This is a genomic window from Pseudoalteromonas fuliginea (assembly GCF_000690055.1).
Classification (GTDB): domain Bacteria; phylum Pseudomonadota; class Gammaproteobacteria; order Enterobacterales; family Alteromonadaceae; genus Pseudoalteromonas; species Pseudoalteromonas fuliginea.
Genome location: NZ_JJNZ01000002.1, coordinates 1 through 24,999, shown reverse-complemented (window position 1 = coordinate 24,999; position 24,999 = coordinate 1). Strand labels below are relative to the sequence as shown.

Below are 24,999 nucleotides of genomic sequence, written 5' to 3'. Positions count from 1 at the left end.
TTTTTGATCTGGATTAATCTATTGAATTAAATAAATTAATTTATAAACATTTTATTAACCGCGTGCTTATTTATCTTGCGATAAACTGTAAACGTAGGCTGTTAATAAGTGAATCTTATCTTCACCTAAAATGTCTTTCCAAGCAGGCATTACACCAGCACGGCCGTGGTTAAGCGTTTCTTCAACAGCGCGTTGAGAGCCACCGTATAACCAAATGTTATCAGTCAGGTTAGGCGCGCCAAATGGTAGGTTATGTGCAACCGACCCTTTACCATCAGCACCGTGACATGCGGCGCACATTGCAAACTTAGCGGCGCCTGCTGCTGCATCTTTTTGGTTAACAGTACGGCCAGAAAGGCTCAGCACATGTGCTGTCATTTCTTTAACGCCTTGCTCGCCAAGAGCTGGGCCCCAAGCTGGCATTGCTGCAATACGACCATTAAGCAGAGTTTCTCTAATTTTGTCTGGTGTACCGCCATATAACCAATCTTTATCAGTTAGGTTAGGGAAGCCAGTTCCGCCACGCGCATCAGAGCCGTGACATTGCGCACAGTTTTGTGAGAATAAACGCTGACCAATTTCGATGGCTAATTGGCCATCTGTTTGCTCATGTTTGTCGCCATTTTTTAGAGCAACTTGCTGCGCTGCGTCACCTTCAAACTTAGAATTAACTAAATCTAAAACCGGCACTTGTGCAAGTCGGTTAAAAATAGGACCAAAGCGTTCTTCTGCGGCTTCGTACTCTTTATCGAGTTTAACAAAACGACCTTCAGCTTTGGCCTCTGCAACTGCTTTTTTAGACTCAGCTAAAGACGTAATACCTTGATTAGAACTAGTCCATTTACCTAAACCTTCCCAGTTACCTAAACCTGGGTAAGCTGCAAGGTAATATACTGACCAAATAAAAGTTGCGAAAAACATGTAAGTCCACCATTTTGGTAGTGGATTATTTAGCTCTTCAATGCCGTCAAATTCATGTCCACAGCTTTCACCTTCTTTTACGCCAGCATAGTTTTTTAAGTTCCAAACTAATAAGCCAAAGATGATGCATAAGCATGCAAGGGTTAATACAATAACCCAAATACTCCAAAAGCTAGTCATTTTTCAGACTCCTTTTCCTCGTTAGAGAGTGTGTTGTTATGTTTTTTTTCATCTTCGAAAATGGCATTAGCAGCGCTATCAAAACGATTTTTGCTACGCTTGCTGTATGCCCATACAACAATCACAATAAACAATACTAAAATTACCAGAGTCAAAATGCCTCTGTATGTTCCGTAATCCATAATAATTTACTTCAAGTGGGTACCAAGTTGCTGTAAATACGCGATTAGAGCTTGCATCTCCGTTGCGCCTTCGCCGTTATTCATAGCGTTAACTTTTTCAACATCAGCTTTAAGTTCTTCGTCGCTGCCATAACCTAGGCCCGGGTGTTTAGGGTTTTCTGGGTTAATAGCAAAAGTATCACGGAAAATTTGTAGTTTTTTCAGAGTCAGGCTTGTATCTACCTTATCCTCTGCTAACCAAGGAAAACCTGGCATATTCGACTCAGGAACCACGGCACGTGGGTCAACTAAGTGAGCATAATGCCAATCGTCCGAGTAACGTTTACCAACGCGAGCAAGGTCAGGACCAGTACGTTTAGAACCCCATTGAAAAGGGTGATCCCATACTGATTCGCCTGCTACAGAGTAGTGACCGTAACGCTCAACTTCATCACGAAAAGGGCGGATCATTTGTGAGTGACAGTTATAACAACCTTCACGTACATATATATCACGGCCTTCCATTTCTAAAGCGTTAAGAGGGCGTAGGCCTTCTACTGGTTTAGTTGTGTCGTCTTGGAACATTAGCGGAGTAATTTCAACTAATGCACCAAAGCTGATAGCAAAAACAGTCAGAATAGCCATAAGGCCAACGTTTTTTTCTACTATCTCATGTTTATTTTGTGAATTTTTATTGCTCATCATCTCACTCCGTTATGCTAATTGTGCTTGCGCGTCTAACTTCAGAGATTCTTTCTCAGCTGAAATTGTACGGAAAACGTTATAAGCCATAACTAACATGCCTGTTACGATGAATACACCGCCTACAAAACGCATGATGTAGAAAGGATGCGACGCTTCTAAAGACTGCACAAAGCTGTACATTAATGTACCGTCAGCATTCACTGCACGCCACATTAGACCTTGCATTACACCAGAGATCCACATTGCAACAATGTATAAAACAACACCTACAGTGTGTAACCAGAAGTGGGTATTAACCAATTTAACGCTATACATACGACCTTGCGCAAATAACGCAGGAATTAAGTGGTAAATAGCACCAATTGAAATCATAGCAACCCAACCTAGCGCACCTGAGTGTACGTGGCCGATTGTCCAATCTGTGTAGTGAGATAACGCATTTACAGATTTAATTGCCATCATAGGACCTTCAAACGTAGACATACCGTAGAAAGACAATGAAACAACTAAGAAACGCAGTACTGGGTCAGTGCGTAGTTTATGCCACGCGCCAGACAGTGTCATAATACCGTTAATCATACCACCCCAAGACGGTACGAATAGGATAATAGACATAACCATACCTAAACTTTGCGTCCAATCAGGAAGCGCAGTGTAGTGAAGGTGGTGAGGACCAGCCCAGATATATAATGAAATTAGTGCCCAAAAGTGAACTACCGATAAACGGTATGAGTAAACTGGGCGACCTGCTTGTTTTGGTACAAAGTAATACATCATACCTAAGAAACCAGCAGTTAATAGGAAACCTACAGCGTTATGACCGTACCACCACTGAACCATAGCATCTACCGCACCTGCATAGATTGAGTATGATTTAGTTAACGACACAGGCACAGCCATGCTGTTTACAATATGAAGCACTGCAACAGTAATTATAAAGCCAGCATAGAACCAGTTAGCAACATAAATGTGCGACACTTTACGCTTGATTAAAGTACCAAAGAATACAATGGCGTAAACAATCCAAACCACAGCGATTAAAATATCGATTGGCCACTCAAGTTCTGCATATTCTTTTGAGCTAGTAATACCTAAAGGAAGCGTTATTACTGCTAATACTATAACCAGCTGCCAGCCCCAAAATGAAAAGGCGGCGAGTTTGTCTGAGAAAAGACGCGTTTGACAAGTACGTTGTACGACGTAATAAGACGTCGCAAAAAGTGCACTAGTACCAAATGCGAAAATTACTGCGTTCGTGTGTAACGGACGTAGTCGAGAGTATGTTAACCATGGTGTATCAAAGTTAAGTGCTGGCCAAGCTAATTGGGCAGCAATCAGAACCCCAATACTCATGCCAACGATGCCCCAAATCACTGTCATAATAGCGAATTGGCGTACAACTTTATAGTTATACTCAGTTTGTGATGCTACTGTTTGGCTCATTTTCTGGCTTCCGCTGCAATAAATGCGTTTAGAAATGAATTACCCACTTTTAAAAAGTGGGGCCTACTATTACTTCACAAGCATGTTACCTAAAACGTTCAAAGCATGAATGCTTCAGAAAACAAACTCGAGAAACCCTTAATTTTTGCGGGTGAAATGATAAATTTTTTGACCTAAAAAAGATAGGTCAATTACGTAATATTATGACATCAATCAAACTTTGTGAGCTTGTTGTTTATTTTTTGATACAGTTTGTGCCATATTTCGACTAATAGTAACACTCCCACTTGTTATTTATAGACCCGATTATTAGTATTCGCTTTTATTTACAGCGAGATTGTTATGCTTATATATAGATTACCCATATTTTTTGTAGCGTTTTTTTTATTAATAGCATGTGATTTTTCTGAAAAAAATGAAGCCCAGCTTCTAAAAACAACGCAATGTGATGCCAATTTACCATGTACTTTCCCAAGTGGTGTTAAAGTATGGTTAAGTAATTCTACACTTTCCCCCGAAACTCCATTTACAATTTTTAGTGAGCTACCAAACGGATTGCACATTACAGACGCAAAATTAAAAGGCGTTACTATGTATATGGGGTACATACCTCAACAGTTCATAAAAAAGGGTGAACTTTGGCAAAGCAACACTATGGTCGGTATTTGCTCTGAAAAGAATATGCTTTGGCGCTTGGAGCTCACAATACTTAATCAAACATCTTCGGTAGAACAAGTAATTAACTATAATTTTTATGTAACGTACTAACATATAAAGTTACGATATTTAAATTAATTAGATCACCCAGAAGCGGTTTATCTTTCGAGATTGAATTTTCAGCAGAATGCACCGTTTTTAGGCAGCGTACGCCTGTGCAGTATTTTAATTTCAACCAAGCGGTGATAACGCAGTATAAATGCCAAACATGTGCCGCCCTATGAATTAGACCTTGGGGCGATTTCCCTTTGTAGCTCGCTTTTTTAGCCTGCATGGTTACAAATCTCGCGCCGTGATCAAATTCCATTACGTAGAACAAACTTAATTCTGCAAGGTCAACAGTCCTTAAAGCTTTTACATAAATTAGCACGTATTAAGTTTTTATTGATTGGGTAGGAACTTATTAAAGTGATGACGCAATTTATGACCTAACCTCGTTGATAGCCATTCCTAGTTTATATCCACAGTCCTACACTAAAGAATAAGTAATCCGATTTCAGGTTAAGCAAAGCCCAGTTCTGATCACTTGTAACTACTAGGCCAGCAAAAAACATTTTAAAGAGATATTTTGAACAGCGAGTATTTAGTGTTTAATAATTATTGTCAGCTATCTATAAAGTAACGGTACGAAACAGGCTTTTACTTAAGCTAAAAAGTAAATGTATGCTTTTTAAAATAAATATCTAAAAGTAAGCCATGGCTAAAATTATATTTACTTTTGATGTGATTTTAAAAAGTTCAATTTTTAATGTTTCCTGAATAAAAAATTTCTCCTTAAACGCCTCCTAAGCAGCTAAATAAGACTAATTAATCGCTCATTCTGCATAAATATGGTTAGTAATTAACATTTAGTTTTGCGGTTTTAATAATGCGCTGTGATTAACTTGTTAATTAATCAAATATCGGGATATTTTTCTACTAATTACATTTGATTACAAAGTGAATCACTTTGATTTCAGGTGTTTTTTGAATGTATCATAGATCATATAAACAACTGATTTTTATGTGTATTTATTAATTAACAATGAAACAATCTGTAACGTGTGTACCTTTACTGGTTATTCTATTTTTACGGAAATTAAAATCTGACCGCTCGTTAAGTTTTCGTTCAGTTAAAAGCGCCTAAGTTGCCGACCTGACTCACTATTCTTATAACAAGTGAGCATTACCAATCACGGTAAATTTCCAACAAGTAGGGTTCTTTCATGAAAAAATCAACTCTTGGTTTAGCTGTAATCGCAGCAATCCCGATGTTCTCAAGTGTGCAAGTTTTAGCGGCTGACGAAGCAGCAAAATCAATCGAAAAGATTCAAATTACGGGTTCTCGCATTAAGCGTTCTGACATGGAAACCGCTAGCCCAGTAACGCTAATTGGCGCAGATGAAATCAGAGCTTCTGGCGCAACATCTGTAGACAGTGTGCTTCAACAAATGACAGCCACTGGCGGTGCAATGACTAATCCTGGCGTGAACAATGGTTCAAGCGGTAATGCATCTATTGATCTTCGTGGCTTAGGTTCACAGCGTACTTTAGTGCTTGTAAATGGTCGTCGTATGATCAACTCAGGTACTGGCGCTTCATCAACTGTTGATTTGAACACTATTCCGGTATCAATGATCAAACAAATTGAAGTGCTTAAAGACGGTGCTTCAGCTGTATACGGCACAGATGCGGTTGCAGGTGTAGTAAATATCATTCTTAAAAATGATTTTGAAGGGTTAGATTTAAACGTTAATTCAGCAATGACATCTAAACATGATGCATCTGAAACGTCGATTGACTTTACTGTAGGTACTTCATTCGATAAAGGTAATATCGTTTTTGGTGCGCAGTACACTAATCGTGGAGAAGCAAGCCAAGCTGATCGTGGTTTTTCAAATTGCCCATTATTTGAAGGCGACAACGGTCTTTACTGTGGTGGTTCTTCGTTCAGCGAAGGCGGACACATTTACAACGTAAACACTGCTGGCATAGTAAACAGTGATGGCGAAATAGAACAACAAGGCGTTGCAAATGATAGCGGCTTAAGCGGACTTGGTGGTAGCTTACATCGCTTTACCGATGCAGCTGATGCATATAACTATGCAGCAAAGAGCTACTTATACACACCTATGGAACGTTTAAACATTACAGGTGTTGGTAAATATGAAATAAGTGATGATACTAGGCTTTTCAGTGAATTTACTTATACCAAGCGTTGGTCTGAGCAACAATTAGCACCGCAACCTATTAATTTTGGTTTTACTTATGCTGATAGCATGGGTGATAGTTTATTAAGCCAAACTTATGATAAACGTCAAGTTGCTAATAATGCATTTGTAAAAGATGCAGATGATAATTACGTAACTACAGCAACTAACTACGCTTACAATGACAAGATTAGCTACCGTCGTCGTATGGCTGAAAGTGGTACGCGTGATTTATCTCAAACGGTTGATACCGTTCGTATCGTGCTAGGCGCTGAAGGTGAAATTAGCGATTACTCTTGGGATTTTTCTGCAAACTTTGGTCGTAACGACTCTGTAGATAAAATGAGTAACTTACACAATGTTTCTGCAATTAATTCTGCAATTGTAGCCGGTACATTTAATCCGTTAGATGAAGCAGCTTGGGCTCAGTCAAATGTACAAGAGTATATTTACACAGAACAAAACTCAGGTGGCAGCCAGTTATTTATTCTAGCGGCATCGCTTTCAGGTGAACTATTTGAAATGCCTGCTGGCTATGCAGCATTCGCAGCCGGTGTTGAACACCGTCAAGAAAAAGCTTGGTACACACCTGATTCAATTGCAGCACAAGGTTTAGGTAATGACCCTCGTGTAGATCCAACAAGCGGTGGCTTTGATGTAAATGAAGCGTTTGTTGAATTTGCAATTCCTTTATTAGCTGATGCATCTTTTGCTGATTCTATCGAACTAAGTGCAGCGATTCGTGCGTTTGATTACAGCACATTCGGTTCAGATGAAACTTGGAAACTAGGCTTAACTTGGCGTGTAAATGATGAACTAATGCTACGTGGTGTTCGTTCCACAGCATTCCGTGCACCAACTGTAGATGAGCTTTATTCAGGTAAAGAGCCATCTTATGAACAAGTAAGCTACCCTGGTGCTGATAGCCAAGCAGAAGTAACTGTTGGTGGTAACCAAAACCTAACACCTGAAGAAGCTGATACACTTACATTTGGTGTTGTATATGAGCCAGAATGGTTTGAAGGTTTTTCAATGACAGTAGATTACTACGACATTGAAATCGAAAATGCTATTTCTACTTACAACAACCAATTTGTAGTTGACCAATGTATTGGTAATGCAAATAGTAGCTCTAATGATGTATGTACTAGTACTTCAGCCGTATTCCAAGCTGATGGCCGTATTGTTTTCAATAACCAACTACGTAACATTGGTTCAGAGAAAACGTCTGGTATCGATTTAAACCTTAACTACTCATTTGATGCGTTAGGTTTAGCGTGGAAAGCAGGCCTAGATACAACTTACTTAGATGAGTATGTTGTTGATACTGGTGCTATCGTAGATTATTCAGGATTAATTACGAGTGGTTCAGGTGGTTACGCAGACATTAAGTCAAACTTTAGCTTAAAAGTTAAAGGCGATAACTGGGATGCTACTTATGAAGCTCGTTACATAGCGGGTATGGATAGCTTTGCATGTGTTAGCGATGATAGCTGTTATGCACCAACTACACCATCAGTTGTATACCACGACATTAGCGCATCTTACATGATCAATGATGTATTGACCGTTTCTGCTGGTGTTAATAACATGTTTGACAAAGAGCCACCGTATTACTCAGGTAACAATGACTCAAACACTGACCCATTTACATATGATGTATTAGGTCGCCGTTTATTTGCTGGTGTTAATATTAAACTTTAATTAGCAATATAAATTCATTAAGGCTCAGTGTTTACTGGGCCTTTTTTATTGAACAAAACGAAGGAGGCAAGTACACTTAAAGAGTAAATTAGAAGGAGAGCTGATTGTTAAAACAAGACGAAAACTTATCTTTTGTCATTGAACCAGAACTGAACCCCCGTTCTGAGCAGCGTATTGATCTGTACTTTTCGATTCCGAACGAAATGGGGATTAATCCGCAAACCCTCACTGAAGAATCCTACTTTAATAACCATTTTAAATCGCACTTAGCGTATAACGCTAATAATATTCATTTGCCCTTGGTGCGAAGTCGTTTCGTTAGTAAAAACAAAGGCGAACAGCAAGATTACCGGCAAAATCTTAATTTATTCTGTTACCAAGTACGTTTAGCACTCGACGCCGATATAAAAGATGCGTTAAAAATTAGCGAGGCTGATGATTTTTATAAACGCGCCAATGAAGTGTACGAACAAAGTGAAGGACTTTTAAAAAAGCTGCGTCGATATACGCCTGATGATGAAAAGTTACTGCCATTTTTTACCAATGCCGATAATTACTTGAGTTGGCATGTTGAGCAATCTTTTTTAAAGCTTTTAGATGAAGGTCCACGTAGCAGCGATTATGCAAAAGAACGTAATGAGTTACTGCAATTTTGTAAAAATGAAAATACGTACCGCGCTGATAAAAATTATAATTCTGAAACCACCATGCAAGATGCTAATCGAATAACGAATAAGATGCGCTTGCTACAACGCTTAATTGAGCATGGCGTTATATTACAGCGGCAAACGCGATTTTTGAATAGCTATCTAAAACGTTTGGTTAAAGGCACAGTGACGGCGGTTATAATGGCTTTTGTGATGGTGGTAATATTAAACGCGCGCTCAAGTTTTACAGAAGTAACTGCAACCCTTATTTTGATTTTAGGGCTGATCTATGGCTTACGAGAAATATTTAAAGAAGACATAACACGTGTAATCTGGCGGGCTATTGTGCAGGGTAGACCTAAATGGCGATTTAGTTTTAAAAATAGCATTACTAAAGATAAAATAGCGAGTCAGTTTATTTGGCTCGAATACACACGTTTTAAAAAAATCCCTAAAGAAGTTAAATCTATCTTTTCAAAACGTCGTCAGCAAAATAAACAAGCGGCTCAGTGGTTGCATTTTGCAAGTGAAACGCGTGTAAGCGCAAAAGAATTTTTACCAGGTTACGATACGCTACAGCAAACATTACATTTTAACCTTGCACCGTTTGCACGTTACTTAAAGCGGGGAGAGGGCAAGTTATATCATTTAGACAGTAATAAAATTTCTAAGCAGGCAGTAGAAAGGCGCTATCAATTAAACATGGTGCTGGTGTTAACTGAAGAGGATAAAAAGCTTTACCAACGTTATAAAATCACCCTTAATCGCAGTAAAATAGTTAATATAGAACTTATTTATTCTACAAAATAATACGCCTTTTATTAAAAACATGATCATTCTAGCGAATTAAATAACTCACTAATTCAATGCAATTAGTATAAAAAAGGAGGGCAGATTTAAATCTGCCCTCCTTTTTTATAAGTATACGTCTATTTAGTTAAACCGTGCTTACTGTATAAAGTTACTTTATCTGATACTAATGTGATTTCTATATTTTTAGTCTCATCACCCCAAACGCAATTAGTATGAAGTGTTTTTTCTACACAGTTATCCGCACTACCTAATAGTGTTTCTACTTCAGTTTTATCCATTCCGATTTCTATTTTTTCGTAATTCTCTAAGCTTACTTTTGAACAAGCTGCAAGGCTAAGTGTAGCCACAATAATGAGGAGTTTTTTCATTGTTATTTCCTATTTGGTAAATACGATTAATGATTAAATTTTCTTATTTGTACAATCATTCCCATACGAGGATGATCAAAGTAATGAATCTCGCTGCTTATCACACGTCTAAACTGTGAAAAGCGGGCTGATTCTATGTCGCCATTTTCTAGCTTTTGACTGATATCAAAATCGGCTGTTATGTAGAGATAATGACGTAGATGGATTTTAAATAAGCCCTCTAATTCCCAATTAACGTTTAGTTTATCTGGATCGTTAAATAGCTTAGGTTGGGAGTTTAGTAAGCTGATAAAATCGGGGTTTGAGTAGCTAGGAATGGTGTTTATGTTATTTCTTATATGTTTACCTGCAATTAAGCGCACGCTTGGTGCACGGGACTTACTCGCTTCTTCAAAGCGCCAACCAGTATGCAGAATAGGTGTTAATCCTTTTCGTACAAGCTCTGTGTATTGAGTTTTAAACTGTAATTGTTCAGGTGATAAGAGATAGGTTTGTTCCATAGTTTCTTGCGTTTCAGCAATTGGCGTTACCGGGAGTTCATCGTAGCTTTGTATATAGTCAATACTATCGTCACACACATTCGACTGTGGATTTAGATTAACTAAAGAGTCGGTAAATGAGCGTTTTTGAAAACGCTCATCGCCATCTATGCAGGCCTGCATTGCTTGCTCTTTATAAAGAGGCGTTAGTAAGTCTAGGGTGTTCTTATCTTCAATAGCTTTGTGTTTAAGGCTAAAGTCTTCTTGTAAGTAAGGGGCGGGGAGTTGTTTAAAAACGAGTACTTCAACCTCAAACCAACGCTCTGCAAATGCAGTGCTGCTAAATAAGCAGCATAAAACAACAAGCGATTTTTTTAGCAACATTAATGGCTAACCTTTTTTTCGAAATCTGCAATCATTGCAGTGACCATTTTTAAGCGTTCGCGGGCATTTGCCTCACTAATTGCAAAGCGCAGTTTATTTGCGCCATCCATTTTGTACACCTTAGGCGCACTTTGTATCAAGCCAATGATGAAGCTAGGGTTAACCTTAGTATCTTGGCTAAACTCAAAGTAACCGCCTTTAGGGTTCGCTTCAATTTTTGTAATGCCTAAATTACTGGCTTGCATTTTAAGTTGCTGCAGGCTAAATAAGTTTTTAGCAGCATCAGGCAGCAAACCAAAACGGTCTATCAACTCGACCTGTAGTTCATCCATATCATCAAGGTTAGCACAACTAGCAACGCGCTTGTACATACCTAAGCGTGCATTTACATCGTGTATGTAGTCATCAGGTAATAATGCAGCCAGTTTTAAATCTACTTCGGTTTGTTTTTGAAGTAAGTTTTCAAGCGTTGGCTCTTTACCTTCGCGCAGCGCATTTACTGCTTGTTCGAGCATTTCCATATACAAACTAAAGCCGATGGTTTGCATTTGACCTGATTGATCATCGCCAAGTAACTCACCAGCGCCACGAATTTCTAAATCGTGTGTAGCGAGGGCAAAACCTGCACCTAAATCTTCTAACGATTCGATTGCTTGTAAGCGTTTGCTCGCATCTTTAGAGAGTGCTTTAGGGTCACCTGTGAGTAAATAGGCATACGCTTGATGGTGGCTTCGACCAACTCGCCCACGTAATTGGTGCAATTGCGCAAGGCCGAGTTTATCTGCTCTATCCATAATAATGGTATTGGCCGTAGGCACATCAATACCGGTTTCGATAATTGTGGTACATACTAGCACGTTGTATTTTTGATGATAAAAGTCAGTCATTATTTGCTCAAGCTCTTGCTCGCGCATTTGGCCATGAGCTGTGGTCACACTTGCTTCAGGTACCCATTCACTAATTTCTTGTGCAACACGCTCAATAGTTTCTACGTTGTTATGTAAAAAGTAAACTTGGCCACCGCGTTTAATTTCTCGCAGTACTGCTTCGCGTATTAGTTCTACATCGCGTTGACGCACAAAGGTTTTTACTGCTAAACGTTTAGCAGGCGGCGTTGCGATTATTGATAAATCGCGCATGCCGCTCATGGCCATGTTAAGTGTACGAGGTATTGGCGTTGCAGTCAGTGTGAGTATGTCTACATCAGCGCGCAGTGCTTTAATTTTCTCTTTTTGGCGAACACCAAAGCGATGCTCTTCATCAACAATAAGTAAGCCTAAATCGTTAAATTTAATGTCTTGTTGAATAAGTTTATGTGTGCCAATAACTATGTCGAGCTTACCGTTGGCCATTTTTTCAAGTGTGTCTTTTTGCTCTTTAGTGGAGTTAAAGCGCGAAAGTACACCTACTTCAATAGGAAAATCAGCAAAGCGGTCTTTAAAGTTTTCATAATGCTGCTGAGCCAGCAGGGTAGTTGGTACTAAAATGGCCACTTGTTTATCATCGTTAACCGCTACAAAAGCAGCGCGCATGGCCACTTCTGTTTTACCAAAGCCTACATCACCACACACTAAGCGGTCCATGGCTTGCTTTGATTGCATATCACCTAATACGGCTTCTATGGCGTTGCGCTGATCGTCTGTTTCTTCAAACGGGAAGCTATCGCTAAATTGGCGATATGCAGGGGCGTCTAGGGTAAATTTATTACCAGGTTTTGCTTGGCGCTGAGCATAAATGTCGAGTAATTCAGCGGCGACATCGCGAACTTTTTCAGCCGCACGTTTTTTTGCTTTTTCCCATGCATCTGAGCCAAGCTTATGTAGCGGGGCGCTAGCTTCTTCACCGCCAGAGTAACGACTAAGCATATGCAATGCAGATACTGGCACGTACAATTTAGCTTCACTTGCGTAAGTAATCGTAACAAACTCAGTAACTACACCTGCAGCATCAATTGTTTGCAAACCTTGGTAACGCCCAACACCATGATCGAGATGCACAACAGGTTGACCTTCTTTGAGCTCTGCTAAATTACGGATTAGTGCATCTTGGCTGGCTTCGTACTTGTACTTGCGGCGTCTGCGCTGAGATACTTTTATGCCAAGCAGTTCTTGCTCGGTAATAATAGAAAGGCTTGGCTTAGTGCCAAGTACGACACTTTGCTCGAGCGGACTTACTATTACGCCTACGTCACTTGCACTTTTTATAAATTGTTCGAGTGTTTCAAATTCTTTAAATTTTAAACCGCTTGGTTTTAAAATGCTCAGCAATGATTCGCGACGACCGTCCGATTCAACACTGAGTAATATGCGGCCTTTTTTCTTTTTTTGCTCTGCTACATAATTTATAAACGCGCCATAAGGTTCATGCTGTTTATGATCAATTCGAATGGCTGGCAGCTCGCTAACGCTTAAGTTTTTATTACCTGCTTTAGTGCCAAGCTTTGCAAGGGATAATCTAATACGTGCAAAATTGCCTAAATTAGAAAACAGCTCTTCAATAGGCTGATAAAGCGCATTAGGTTCAAGTAATGGACGAAGTGGGTCAACTCTGCGGTTTTCATAGCGTACATTTACATCGTGCCAAAAGTTATCTGCCGCATGCTCTAAATCACCCAGCTGCATAACGGTTGTTGTATCTGGCAGGTAGTCAAAAATAGTCGCGAGCTTTTCAAAAAACAACGGCATGTAGTATTCAATACCAGCAGGCCAGTTACCTTTGCTTACTTGCATGTATACAGAGTCTTGCTGCGAGCTTGCACCAAATTTTTCGCGATAGCTTATTCTAAAACGTTCAATATCAGCGTCGTTAGTAGGAAATTCATGCGCTGGAAGTAGCTCAATTTTATCTACTTTTTCATCAGAACGCTGCGTTTCTACATCAAATAAGCGAATTGTGTCGAGTTCGTCATCAAAAAAATCGAGTCTAAACGGATGCGGGCTACCCATTGGGTATAAGTCAACGATAGAGCCGCGTATAGCGTATTCGCCGTGCTCCATTACTTGTTGAACATTTAAATAACCAGCTTGCTCTAAATTGTCACGAAAGTTATGTGTGTCTAGCTTGTCGCCCACTTTAAAGTTTATTGTTGAACCGTAAATAAACGAGGCCGGGGCTGTGCGCAACATTAAGGTAGATACAGGCACAATTAACACACTTTGTTGTTCTTTTTTTAAGGTATTTAAAGTGGCTAAACGGGCTGAAATAATATCTTGATGGGGAGAAAAGTGATCGTATGGCAGAGTTTCCCAATCAGGAAATACCATGACTGGGTTATCGGGTAATAAATATTCTAATTCTGTTTCAAGGCGTAGTGCGCTTGGTGTATCAGGCGTAACAATCAAGACTAAGTTGTCTTGTTGTTTAACGCCTTCAGCAATGGCAATACTTAAACCACTTCCGCTTAGCTGGCCCCATTGAATTTTATCTTTTTGAGATTTTACCCAAGGCAAGGCTGCCCATTGCTCAAACGCCATTTATTACTCCATTTATAGTTGGCTCTTAGCAAGTAAGAGCCATCTTGAGTTAAGGTTACTTAGTCTCGGTATATTTTTGTTAGGTCTTTATAGTGATCAATTCGTCTATCACGTAAGAAAGGCCAGATACGTCTTACGTTTTCTGAGCGTTTTTGATCAATTTCTACTACTAAAATTTGCTCATCAGTATTATTAGCCTCTGCTAATAGTTCACCTTGTGGGCCTGCAATAAACGAATTGCCCCAAAACGAAATACCATCGCTTTGCGCACTAGGGTCACTTTCATGGCCAACGCGGTTACAGCTAATTACCGGCACGCCATTGGCAACAGCATGGGCACGCTGGCTAATAACCCACGCATCTTTTTGACGAGTTTGCTCAGCAATGTCGTCGTTAGGATCCCAACCGATAGCGGTTGGGTAAATTAATACCTCAGCGCCAGCCATTGCCATTAAACGTGCAGCTTCAGGAAACCATTGATCCCAACATACTAGCACGCCTAATTTACCCACTGAGGTTTGAATAGGCTCAAAACCGATATCACCTGGGGTAAAGTAAAATTTTTCGTAAAAACCTGGATCATCAGGAATATGCATTTTGCGGTATTTACCTGCAATACTGCCGTCTTGCTCTAATACAACCGCAGTATTGTGATAAAGGCCCGTAGCGCGTTTTTCAAATAAAGAGGCCACAATAACAATGCTTAGCTCTTTAGCAAGCTCACCTAAGGCATTACTGCTAGGGCCTGGAATGGTTTCGGCTAAATCAAATACGTCAACATTTTCGGTTTGGCAAAAATAGAGGCTTCGGTGTAGCTCTTGAAGTACAACCAGTTTTGCACCTTTTTGAGCTGCTTCACGAATGGCACTCATTGATTTTGCCATATTGTCTTGAGCGTTATCGGTATTGCTTTGTTGCACTAATGCAACGGTTAATTTTGCAGGGCTTGTCATTGTGCTGCTCCAGCTAAAAATCCACGAGGTAATTGCATTGTAATACAGTGCAGGCTGCCAAATTGTTCAATTATTGGTTGGCAATTAACGCCAATAATAGTGTGTTGTGGGTATGCTTTTTGAACTTGCGCAAGAGCACGCTCATCATTGGCATCATTATACGTTGGCACAAGCACAGCATTATTAATAATTAAGTAGTTAGCGTAGGTAGCCGGTAAGCGTGTTTGCTCATCGTCATAAGCGGCTTTTGGCCACGGTAACTCAATTAAGTTATATGGGGTGTTATCGGCAGTTTTAAAGGTTTTTAGTTGTTTTTCCATCGCATCAAGTGCGCTAAAGTGCTCATCAGTTTTATCGTCACACTGCACATATACAAGGGTATTATTTGGTGCAAAACGCACTAAAGTATCAATGTGGCTGTCGGTGTCATCGCCCGCTAAATAGCCATGTTCAACCCATAAAAAACTGGTCGCGCCTAAGTGCTCTTTTAAAAGTGCTTCAATATCATTTGGGTTTAAATCAGGGTTACGGTTTTTATTAAGCAAACACTCACTGGTTGTTAGCAACACACCGTGCTCGTTTATTTCAATACCGCCACCTTCAAGTACCATATCGAGCGCTTGATATTGGTTGTTTGTGCTACTTAGCTCTTTTACCAAAGTACGATTAATTTGATTGTCCAATGCGTTTTCAAATTTATTGCCCCAACCATTAAAAGTAAAATCATATACTTTTAATTGCTCTGGTGAATCAATAGCGGCGCAAGTAAGCGGACCATGATCGCGCGCCCATGTATCGTTAGTAGGCGTTACTACAAAATGAACACGATTAAGAGAGACGTTAGCACTATTTAGTAAAGCTGTAATATGCACTTTTAAGGCACTGTTATGCGCCACAATAACAAGCTGTTGCTGCGTTGTTATGTGTTTAGCAAGTTCTATATATACAGGTTCTACACGCGCTAAGTTGTCGGCCCAATCGGTGTCTTTGTGAGGCCATGTAAGCATAACAGCGTCTTGCTCGGCCCATTCTGGTAAAAGTCTAAAGTTCATGAATTTTATATACTAATTAAGATGGCGCTAGTTTAGCATTTTACATAAAGATGTCAGCTAATTATCACTGTTTAGGTCGCCTTGGTTTTGATCAAGTTCTTGACGTTTTTTAAGTTGGCGGGTTTGAGCATGTAAACTCGCTCTAACAATAAGTTCTTGGTCTGTGGTTCTAATTGCGGTAAAGAGCATAGTGTATTGGTAGTGTTCGCTATCTTGTTTTTCTACTGCCACAACTTCGGTGTAACAATAAACCGCAGAGGCCTCGTGGTGCAAAAACAGTTTGGTTCTAAATGCTTGGCCAATTGAGTGTACTTCGGGTGATGTAAAACGAATACCGCCACCGCCGTAGCTATCACATTGTATTGCGTTATCTTGGGCTTGTTCTGAGGCCAAAATATGGCTCATTATTAAATCTATTTTACGTGACTGCGCTTGTAAAAAAGTAGCTAGCTCTTGTGCTATATCGCCTAAGTTACGCAGTGGGCGTAACGAGCTTTGCTCAAGCTCACTTACTTCATTTGCTAATCTAAATAGTGGGGGAATGTCGTCTTCAAGCTCAAGTTGTGACTTAGGGACTTGCTTATTTGTCACAGCTAATAAATTCACTCTAATACTTTCATCAATTTGAAAGTATTGCTCAAACTCACCTAATCTTTGACTTTTCATTACACTCTCCACCACGTATTTAGTTAATAGTAGCGTTGTGAGTACTAAATTACTAGCAGATAAAATAACGCATAGCGGGCTAAATACTTTGTTTACATTCAATTTTTTAACATGCTGATTATGAGAATAAATACCGTAAAGTTCAACACGCTCTAGGAGTTATAAAAAAGCGGCCAATGTCATCCTAACATTGGCCGCTTGGGTATTGATTCATCAGCGTGTACTTATTTAAGTAGAGCGGCTAATTCATGTAAATCTTTCACAACGTGATCTGGTTTTTTAGCTAATGGGTAAAGTGCTTTACCTGGGCGTGCTATAAAAGTGGTTTGTAAGCCAGCTTCTTTTGCACCAGCAACATCCCAGCCATGGGCTGCAACCATCATTGCTTCATTTGGTGCTACGTTTAGCTTTTTAAGTACCCACTCATACGCACGTAAGTCTGGTTTGTAAATTTTAATATCTTCAATGCTGTAACGCGCATCAAAGTAAGACATTAAACCAGCGCTTTCAAACTGTGCCTTTACACCTTTGTTTGAAGAATTTGTAAGGCTTACTAACTTATAGCCCTGTGCTTTGAGTTTTGCCAGTCCTTCTTTAACATCGCTGTGTGGAGGAAGTGTTAAAAGAGGCGTAACAATAGCTGTTTTAGCTTGTTCACTTGTAATATCAATGTTGTTGTTTTGGGCAACCATAAGAAGTGACGCCACACCGATTTGCCCAAAGTCGTGATAACTACCGCTTACAGTATCTACTAATGAATGGTGCAGCATAGTTGAAAACCACAGTGGTAATAAATCTTCACGTCCGCCTAGCGCTTTACCAATAGAAGTACGCATTGACGTTAAATCAAGTAGGGTTTCGTTTACATCAAAAATAAGCACTTTAGGTTTTGCTTGTTCTTTTGGTTCATCAGCGACAGCATAACCTGATACAAGGCTTGTGCCCACAAGTAGTGAAAGAGTAAGTGTTTTTAACGATTTTAAAATAGACATTAATTATTCTCCGATTCAAGTACTGTCATAACATCAATAGGTTCTGCGCGTAGGGTGTAATCTTCGCTTAAAAATGCGTATGTAATTACACCTTCTTGGTTTATCACATAGGTGGCCGGTAGCGGTAATTTAAAGCTTTTATCGCCGTAGTAGTGTTCAAAATCAATACCAAATTGTGTGTATAACGCTTGAATACGCTCATCAAGTGTAAACAATAAACCAAATTGCTCAGCTACTTTATTGCTCACATCGCAAAGCACGTCAAATTCAAGGTCGTTTTTTTGTGCAGTTGAGAGAGTTTCATCAGGTAGTTGTGGTGATATTGCGACTAACTGAGCACTTTGAGTTTTAAATTGTGGTAAGTAGTCGTTAAGTGCTTTTAGCTCTAAATTACAATATGGGCACCAGCCACCACGGTAAAAACTAATGATTACCGGGCCTTTTTTTAATAAATCTGCAAGCTCAATGTTTTCGCCGTTATGGTTGGCTAAGCTAAAGTTTTCTACTTTTTGACCAATTTGCAATGCATTGTCTTTAATATGCTGTGCAATTAGCTCTTCGTTTGTAGTGTTCATTAGTGCCAAAACGTCAGCCGGCAATTTGGCATCTTTTTGTACGTTATAGGCATCTATTTGCGCTTTTAAACTCATGATTGAACCTCAATAATTAGACTATTTGCAATTATAGTGTTTTATATATTTAAATAAACATTGCAATACTGAAAGCTTCATTCGAAAATATTAAACATTGAAAAGTGCACAATGGCATCTTTATGTATAATTTAAGCGACCTAGAAACATTTATAGCTGTAGTTGAAAATAAGGGCGTACTTGCTGCTGCCCGCGAGCAGCGTTTATCGCCTGCAACGGTGAGCCATCGCTTGAGTAAACTAGAGCGTGAGCTTGCTACAGTACTTGTTTTTAGAGATAGCAGGCGAGTACGGTTATCTCCCGCAGGTGAAATATTTTATACGCGTGTGGGGGCTATAATAGAAGCTCTTCACGATGCTGAGCATAGTATTGGCGCGCGTAGCTCATCGGTGAGTGGTTTACTACGCGTGACCATGCCGCCTTGGGTTTTTTCAAAATACGTAATGCCTAAACTCAATGAGTTTGAGCAAGCTTACCCTGAACTAAAGCTTGATTTTTTAATAACGGATCATTTTGTAAATGTGGTTGATGACGCGCAAGATGTTGCAATTAGGGTGGGAAAATTAAATGACTCAGGATTACTTTCTCGTAAAATCGTAAACAATAGTCGCATACTGTGTGCAGCCCCTAGCTATATAGAAAAGTACGGCATGCCTGAAAATTTAACGCAATTGAGTGAACATTATTGGGTTTGCCTGCCGTGGCAACGCCAGTTAAAGCTTTTTGACGAACACAAAAAAATACATACCTTTAATGCTAAAACTCGTTTTACTATTTCAAACTCCGATAATATGACACAAGCTGCTATTGCAGGTCATGGTATCGCTATTAAGTCAAAAATAGCGATTAATGAAGATCTTAAAAACGGTATTTTGGTTGAAGTTATGCCAGGGGTAATGGCACAAGATGATGCACCGGTTTGGTTTTTACGTCCGCAAAATAGTTTAACAACCCGCAAAACCGATGTATTTTATGATTTTATGAAATCATTATTTTTGAGCTGCGAATAAGCGTTTAAATGAGCGTTTTACTCCAGTTAAAAACAAATAACCAGTAAGCTCTGCAAGCAAGGCAACAATTATGGCTGCAACAATGGCGGCTATAATAGAGTCTTTTTTTAAAATGATTTGACCTTCAAAGCGTTGCCATACTTGCTGTTTTATATCGCTTAAATTACTGGTTATGGTAAATAAGTAGGGAGATTCAGAAAACGCATTAACAGCTGCTTGTAAAGCTTGCTGGCGTTTATTTAACACATTAATATTGTTTGCACCTTTATTAATAATGTCATCATCTAAATGTTGATAATGTTTAATGAGTTTATCTAAGTCATTATTAAAGTATTGCGCTGCGTCATTCTTAAATGGCTTAATTGCGTTGTTAGCTTCAATTAACTGCGCATTTATAGCTTGCCCAAAATCACTCACAAATGCAGGTATTTGCACACCTAGAAGTAAACCACACGCAAAAAAACTTAATCGTATATAGTCTAAAAGTTTACTCATAAACTTTCCTTTTTAAAAACAATACATATAAATAACCCAAAGTTAACATTTTGCTTGTTTTTATGCTCAAAACTCGTAATCTAAAGGTAATAAAAATAACAACAGGTGCTAGTTAAGGATGACGAAAAAAATAACGTTTACGTCAACATTTGTTGATATTTCAAGTCAACTTAAGCGCTTTGTCTCTCGAATAGTTCAGCCCGATGACGTAGAAGACATTGTGCAAGAAACATTTATAAAAAGCTATGAAGCTGACTTAAAGCAAGATATTCAATTTACTCGCAGTTATATGCTTAAAACAGCAAAGCATTTAGCACTTAATCATATTGCTAAATGGGATAATAAATTTAACGAATCCCTTGAGCAAGACAGTGAGTTGCCTGTATTACTTAAATCAATGCAGCTAGAAGATGAATACACATCTAAAGAGCGCTTTTTACTTTTTTGTAAAGCCACAGAGCAATTAAGTGTATCAATTCGTAAATGTTTTATATTAAAAAAAGTATACGGCATGAGCCAAAAAGAGATAGCGAGCGAGATGCAATTAAGTCAAAGTACGGTTGAAAAGCACATTGCCAAAGGATTACTACAGACTATGTTGTATATGCGAGAGCATGACAAAACCCACGAACTTCCTGATGCAAGTATTATGTCAGTGCAATCGTTACCCCTAGAGAGGGTTTCAAAATGAGCAACGTACATCAATTTACCTCAAAAGATTTAATTCTCGAAAAAGCCTGTAATTGGATAAGTGCAATAGATCGCGGCTTAAGTGCTGACGAAAAAGAGCAATTTAAATTGTGGATGATGCAAAGCACTGCTCATCAAGATGCTGTATATGAACTTGCTCAGCTTTGGGATGAAATATCTGTTTTAAACGAATTAAGTCATTTATTCCCGCACCGTAGTAGCAAACAGTCTAAAAATAGATGGATGTTTTCTTACTCGATTGCAGCCAGTTTATTTGCAGCATTAATGGTGTGTAGCTATTTACTGATCAATTTAGAAAATGGTTATAACCAAGAACTTGCTAAAGTTAATTATACTAAAATTTATAAAACGAAAGTAGGTGAGCAAGCTACTTATGTTTTACCCGATGGAACGATTGTTCAGTTAAATACCAATAGTTTACTTGAAGTTGCTTACAGCAAAGGGCGCAGGCAGCTATTACTCAGTCGTGGAGAAGGGCGATTTAATGTGGCTAAAGATACGACGCGTCCGTTCAGTGTTATGGCTGGTGATAAAAGCTTTACCGCGTTAGGCACGGTATTTAATGTGCAACGCAATACTTCATCAGATTTAGAACTTGTGGTTACCGAAGGTAAAGTGATGATTACCGACCCAAGTGTTGCTGTAGATGCTAATGATTTTAAAGCATATCAACTTGCTGATAATAGTACGCAAAAAATTCGCAAAATTAATGCAAATATTGTTACTTCGGGCGAGAAAGCGATTATTGAGCAAAGTATAACAAAGCCGATAACGCAACTTTCTGCGGGCGATGTTCAGCGCGATTTAGCATGGCAAAATGGTATGTTAATTTTCAATGGTGAACAATTAAGCGATGCTTTAAATGAAGTAAGCCGTTATACCGCAACGCGTTTTGAATTGTCGTCAGCTGAACTTGCTAGTATTAAAGTGGCTGGTGTATTTAAAGCCGGCGATGTAGCTGGCTTACTTGAGAGCTTACAAACTAATTTTTCGATTGATCATGAACGCTTAGGCGAGCATGTAGTTAGTCTTAAACGCCATACAGAATCATAAGTAGCAGCTATGCAAATCAAGCTAATGTTAGATAAAGTTGCACCTATAAAGATATCACGTAAAAAAAAGATTAAAAAAAAGAAACAAAACCATAGAGGATTTTTGTTTGTCAGCTGTTTATATAAGTTGCGCAGTAACCATACGTATTTATTGGGTGGTTTAAGTGTGCTTGTCCCCGCTATTTTTAGCATCAGTGTACAAGCCGCGACGCAAACCACTGGGCAAATGGTGCAATTTGATATAAAAGCGCAGCGAGCAGACAAAGCCTTAATTGAATTTGCTAAGCAAACAGAGCAAACCGTGGTGTTTTCTTATGAGTTAGCTAAGCAGTATGATGCAAATTCGGTATATGGATTTTATACCCAACTTGATGCTTTACAGGCATTACTAGGTGGAACTGAGCTCGATGCGGTTGTTGATCAAAATGGATTACTGAGTATAAAACTCAAACAAATCAACAGGAATGATAACAACATGATGAAGCTTTCAGCGGTCAGTGCAGCTATATTACCAGCGTTACTTGCGGCAAATTCGCAAGGTGTGAATGCAGCAGAAGAAGTTGCTCAAGAAAAAATTGAAAAAATTGCTATTGTCGGTAGCCGTGTAGCGGGACGTTCAGTTGAAGATTTACCCGTTCCAGTAGATATTCTAAGTGCGGAAGCGCTTGAAAATACGGGCCAAACAGAAGTTGGCCGTATGTTACAGTCTATTGCCCCTTCATTTAACTTTTCAAGCTCGTCGATTAGTGATGGTACCGATGCATTAAGACCTGCCACATTGCGTGGTTTAGGTCCAGATCAAACGTTAGTGTTGATCAATGGTAAACGTCGCCACCAAGCAAGTATTATTCATATTAATACATCAGTAGGACGTGGTACTGCGGGTACTGACATGAATGCAATACCTGCGTCAGCTATTAAACGTATTGAAGTTCTGCGTGATGGCGCTGCGGCTCAGTATGGTTCTGATGCAATTGCCGGTGTAATTAATATTGTACTTAAAGATGGTAGTGAAGGCGGTAAAGCGGCTATCAATTATGGTCAATATTCAGAAGGTGATGGCGAAACAGTTAACGTCGATTTTAACAAAGGTTTTGCACTAGGCGATGACGGTTATTTAAATGCAACAATTAACTATCGCGACCGTTCACCTACTAACCGTGCTGGTTTACATGGTTCATGCCAATTTTACGGTTGTACAGAATTAAGTGACGGTACTTTACTGGCTGGCGATCCACGAGAAGTGACCGCAGACAGAGATACATTTAGAATTGGTGATGCCGACTCTCAACAGTTTGGTTTAACAATTAACACAGGTTATGAGTTAGGCGATGGCGAGCTTTATGGCTTTATTACTTATTCAACGCGTGATAACGAATCAGCTGCATTTTTCCGTCACAATGCAAATGCGGGTGGCAATCCAGTACTACAAGATAATGATGCGACGATTCCGCTAGGTTTTTTACCAAAAATCAACACAACGATCGATGATATTTCATATAACTTTGGTTATAAGACACAATTTGATAACGATGCTAGCTTAGATTTATCCTACACTTACGGTGAAAACAGCATTGATTACACGACAAGTGACACAATTAATGCTTCATACGCTAATTTTTTACGTTACGACCAAGGCTTAAGTGCAGCTGATATTCGTACAACTATTCCACGTGAAGCATACGCTTATGGCATGGAGCTCTCACTACAAACAATCAATCTTGATTTCACACAAAGCTTTGATGATTATTCTTTAGCAATGGGTGCTGAGATTCGTACTGACGAATACCGTATCCTAGAAGGTAATGAATATGCATACCGAGATTATGATACAAACAATGGCGTAAGTATTTACGATGGGTTAAGTGGTGGTGTAGGCAGTGAAGATGCATCTGGTGGCACACAAGGTTTTGGTGGTTCATCTCCAGCATCGTCGGTTGACGAGTCACGCGATGTTATTTCATTTTACATGGATGCAGAAGCCTACTTTATTGAAGATGTTATTATATCTGGCGCACTTCGCTACGATAACTACAAAGGTTTTGGTGATACTGTTAACTTTAAACTAGCGGGTAACTGGTCGGTTACAGATGATATTTCATTACGTGGTGCATTAAGTTCAGGCTTTAGAGCGCCATCTATGCAACAGCTATACTTTAACAATATTAGTACGCAGTTCGTGACAGGCCCTAATGGTACATTAGTTGCTGAGGAAGTAGGGACATTTAGAAATGACTCAACACTTGCACAAAGTTTAGGTATTCCAAAACTGAAAGAAGAGAAATCTCAAAACCGTAGTTTAGGTATCGTTTACAACGTGACAGATAACATCAACTTAACAGTTGATTACTACTCAATTGATATTGACGACCGTATTGTTATTAGTAACCGTTTGGGTAAAGGGCTTTCTTCAAGCTTAGATGCGGCCTTAGTTAGCTCAGGTGCAGGCGCTGGTCAGTTTTTCTTAAATGGTGCAGATACAGAAACTCGTGGTATCGATTTTGTTGCAACATGGAATACAGAAGGCTTAGGCGGTACGCTTGATTTTACACTTGCGGCTAACTTTACTGAAACTGATGTTGTATCGTTATTTACGCCATCAGGTTCTGGTTTAGAAACTGTGCCGGTTGAAGATGTATTCTCGGAACAAGAGATTTCAATCATCGAAGAGTGGCAACCAGAGGATCGCATTAATTTAAGCGCGCTTTATCAACGTGATGACTGGACGGTTAATTTATCACTGAATCGTTTTGGTGAATACACCGTAGAGGATGGTGATAGCCAAACTTATTAGGCAGAAATATTAACGGATGTTAAAGTTAATTACTTCGTAACAGAAGATTTATCTGTGAATATTGGTGCTAATAACCTGTTCGACGTTTACCCAGACAAAAACAAAATTGGTAACTCACGTTCAGGCACAATCGTTGATGCTAACGGTAACACTGTAGTAAGCAGCTCCGGTGTATTTGAATACTCTCGCCGTTCAGCTCCATTTGGTTTTAATGGTGCTTATTACTACATCGGCGCAGAATATCGTTTTTAATAAATAACTCTCCTATTGTTATTTAAAGTTGAAGGGCCGCAAGGCCCTTTTTTGTTACTTTAAAGAGTTATCCTATATCTAATACCAACCTGCATAAATCTTTGATCAATTTAATGAATTAAATTGCACTATAACGTCGTTGAAAATTTTCATTTAGAACAACTAGATACAAAAATTTTTGCCTAGTT

Annotated in this window: 19 protein-coding genes and 1 pseudogene; 7 read left to right on the top strand and 13 right to left on the bottom strand. The window is 39.2% G+C overall.

The window, feature by feature from the left end:
* Positions 1-66 precede the first annotated feature (66 nt).
* From ccoP to ccoN, 4 genes are read right to left on the bottom strand one after another with little or no spacing between them, the layout of a single operon-like run.
* Positions 67-1,101 (bottom strand): cytochrome-c oxidase, cbb3-type subunit III, encoded by a 1,035-nt coding sequence (gene ccoP / locus DC53_RS19560; RefSeq protein ID WP_007375299.1) that lies wholly within the window; start codon positions 1,099-1,101, stop codon positions 67-69.
* A complete protein-coding gene (locus tag DC53_RS19565; RefSeq protein WP_024597380.1) occupies positions 1,098-1,283 on the bottom strand; it encodes a CcoQ/FixQ family Cbb3-type cytochrome c oxidase assembly chaperone in 186 nt (61 codons plus the stop codon). The genes ccoP and DC53_RS19565 overlap by 4 nt, the downstream gene beginning before the upstream one ends.
* A 6-nt stretch (positions 1,284-1,289) precedes the next feature.
* Positions 1,290-1,964, bottom strand: coding sequence for a cytochrome-c oxidase, cbb3-type subunit II (gene ccoO, locus DC53_RS19570; RefSeq protein WP_033016430.1), 675 nt, complete (start codon positions 1,962-1,964; stop codon positions 1,290-1,292).
* A 12-nt stretch (positions 1,965-1,976) separates the two neighbouring features.
* On the bottom strand, positions 1,977-3,410 hold the full coding sequence (gene ccoN / locus DC53_RS19575) for a cytochrome-c oxidase, cbb3-type subunit I (RefSeq protein WP_002961515.1): 1,434 nt from the start codon (positions 3,408-3,410) through the stop codon (positions 1,977-1,979).
* A 342-nt stretch (positions 3,411-3,752) separates the two neighbouring features.
* Here ccoN and DC53_RS19580 point away from each other — a divergent pair, with 342 nt between their 5' ends.
* The 3 genes from DC53_RS19580 (at position 3,753) to DC53_RS19595 (ending at position 9,477) form a co-directional block, all read left to right on the top strand.
* On the top strand, positions 3,753-4,178 hold the full coding sequence (locus DC53_RS19580) for a hypothetical protein (RefSeq protein WP_033028306.1): 426 nt from the start codon (positions 3,753-3,755) through the stop codon (positions 4,176-4,178).
* Between the two features lie 1,154 nt (positions 4,179-5,332).
* On the top strand, positions 5,333-8,020 hold the full coding sequence (locus DC53_RS19590; RefSeq protein ID WP_033028304.1) for a TonB-dependent receptor: 2,688 nt from the start codon (positions 5,333-5,335) through the stop codon (positions 8,018-8,020).
* Positions 8,021-8,124: 104 nt separating this feature from the next.
* The gene (locus tag DC53_RS19595; protein ID WP_007375296.1) at positions 8,125-9,477 is read left to right on the top strand and encodes a hypothetical protein; all 1,353 of its coding nucleotides are present in this window, start codon (positions 8,125-8,127) and stop codon (positions 9,475-9,477) included.
* 119 nt (positions 9,478-9,596) lie between these two features.
* Here the strand turns inward: DC53_RS19595 and DC53_RS19600 are convergent, their stop codons facing one another.
* The 8 genes from DC53_RS19600 to DC53_RS19635 all read right to left on the bottom strand — a co-directional run bounded on the left by DC53_RS19600 (position 9,597) and on the right by DC53_RS19635 (position 18,497).
* On the bottom strand, positions 9,597-9,848 hold the full coding sequence (locus tag DC53_RS19600) for a hypothetical protein (protein ID WP_007375295.1): 252 nt from the start codon (positions 9,846-9,848) through the stop codon (positions 9,597-9,599).
* Positions 9,849-9,874: 26 nt separating this feature from the next.
* Positions 9,875-10,711 (bottom strand): peptidoglycan binding protein CsiV, encoded by an 837-nt coding sequence (locus DC53_RS19605; protein WP_033028303.1) that lies wholly within the window; start codon positions 10,709-10,711, stop codon positions 9,875-9,877.
* Positions 10,711-14,184: a transcription-repair coupling factor gene (gene mfd, locus DC53_RS19610; protein ID WP_033028302.1), complete on the bottom strand. Its 3,474-nt coding sequence runs from the start codon at positions 14,182-14,184 to the stop codon at positions 10,711-10,713. The genes DC53_RS19605 and mfd overlap by 1 nt, the downstream gene beginning before the upstream one ends.
* A gap of 59 nt (positions 14,185-14,243) precedes the next feature.
* Entirely contained in the window at positions 14,244-15,137 is an 894-nt protein-coding gene (locus tag DC53_RS19615; protein WP_033028301.1) for a carbon-nitrogen hydrolase, read from the bottom strand.
* Positions 15,134-16,189, bottom strand: coding sequence for an agmatine deiminase family protein (locus DC53_RS19620; protein ID WP_033028300.1), 1,056 nt, complete (start codon positions 16,187-16,189; stop codon positions 15,134-15,136). The genes DC53_RS19615 and DC53_RS19620 overlap by 4 nt, the downstream gene beginning before the upstream one ends.
* Positions 16,190-16,246: 57 nt before the next feature.
* On the bottom strand, positions 16,247-16,855 hold the full coding sequence (locus DC53_RS19625; RefSeq protein WP_033028299.1) for a PilZ domain-containing protein: 609 nt from the start codon (positions 16,853-16,855) through the stop codon (positions 16,247-16,249).
* 224 nt (positions 16,856-17,079) lie between these two features.
* A complete protein-coding gene (locus tag DC53_RS19630; protein ID WP_002961500.1) occupies positions 17,080-17,847 on the bottom strand; it encodes a haloacid dehalogenase type II in 768 nt (255 codons plus the stop codon).
* Positions 17,847-18,497, bottom strand: a complete 651-nt coding sequence (locus DC53_RS19635) for a peroxiredoxin-like family protein (protein ID WP_033028298.1) — start codon at positions 18,495-18,497, stop codon at positions 17,847-17,849. The genes DC53_RS19630 and DC53_RS19635 overlap by 1 nt, the downstream gene beginning before the upstream one ends.
* A gap of 122 nt (positions 18,498-18,619) precedes the next feature.
* Between DC53_RS19635 and DC53_RS19640 the strand changes: the two genes are divergently transcribed.
* Positions 18,620-19,507, top strand: coding sequence for a LysR family transcriptional regulator (locus tag DC53_RS19640; RefSeq protein ID WP_002961497.1), 888 nt, complete (start codon positions 18,620-18,622; stop codon positions 19,505-19,507).
* Here DC53_RS19640 and DC53_RS19645 read toward each other — a convergent pair.
* Positions 19,487-20,002: a DUF2937 family protein gene (locus DC53_RS19645; protein WP_033028297.1), complete on the bottom strand. Its 516-nt coding sequence runs from the start codon at positions 20,000-20,002 to the stop codon at positions 19,487-19,489. The two genes, DC53_RS19640 and DC53_RS19645, sit on opposite strands and share 21 nt — an antisense overlap.
* A gap of 118 nt (positions 20,003-20,120) precedes the next feature.
* Between DC53_RS19645 and DC53_RS19650 the strand changes: the two genes are divergently transcribed.
* The 3 genes and pseudogenes from DC53_RS19650 (at position 20,121) to DC53_RS0120260 (ending at position 24,811) form a co-directional block, all read left to right on the top strand.
* Positions 20,121-20,693 (top strand): sigma-70 family RNA polymerase sigma factor, encoded by a 573-nt coding sequence (locus DC53_RS19650; protein WP_007375285.1) that lies wholly within the window; start codon positions 20,121-20,123, stop codon positions 20,691-20,693.
* Positions 20,690-21,766, top strand: a complete 1,077-nt coding sequence (locus DC53_RS19655; protein WP_007375284.1) for a FecR family protein — start codon at positions 20,690-20,692, stop codon at positions 21,764-21,766. Before DC53_RS19650 ends, DC53_RS19655 begins: the two co-directional genes overlap by 4 nt.
* Before the next feature lie 9 nt (positions 21,767-21,775).
* Positions 21,776-24,811: pseudogene (locus tag DC53_RS0120260) on the top strand (TonB-dependent receptor plug domain-containing protein).
* Positions 24,812-24,999: the final 188 nt, after the last annotated feature.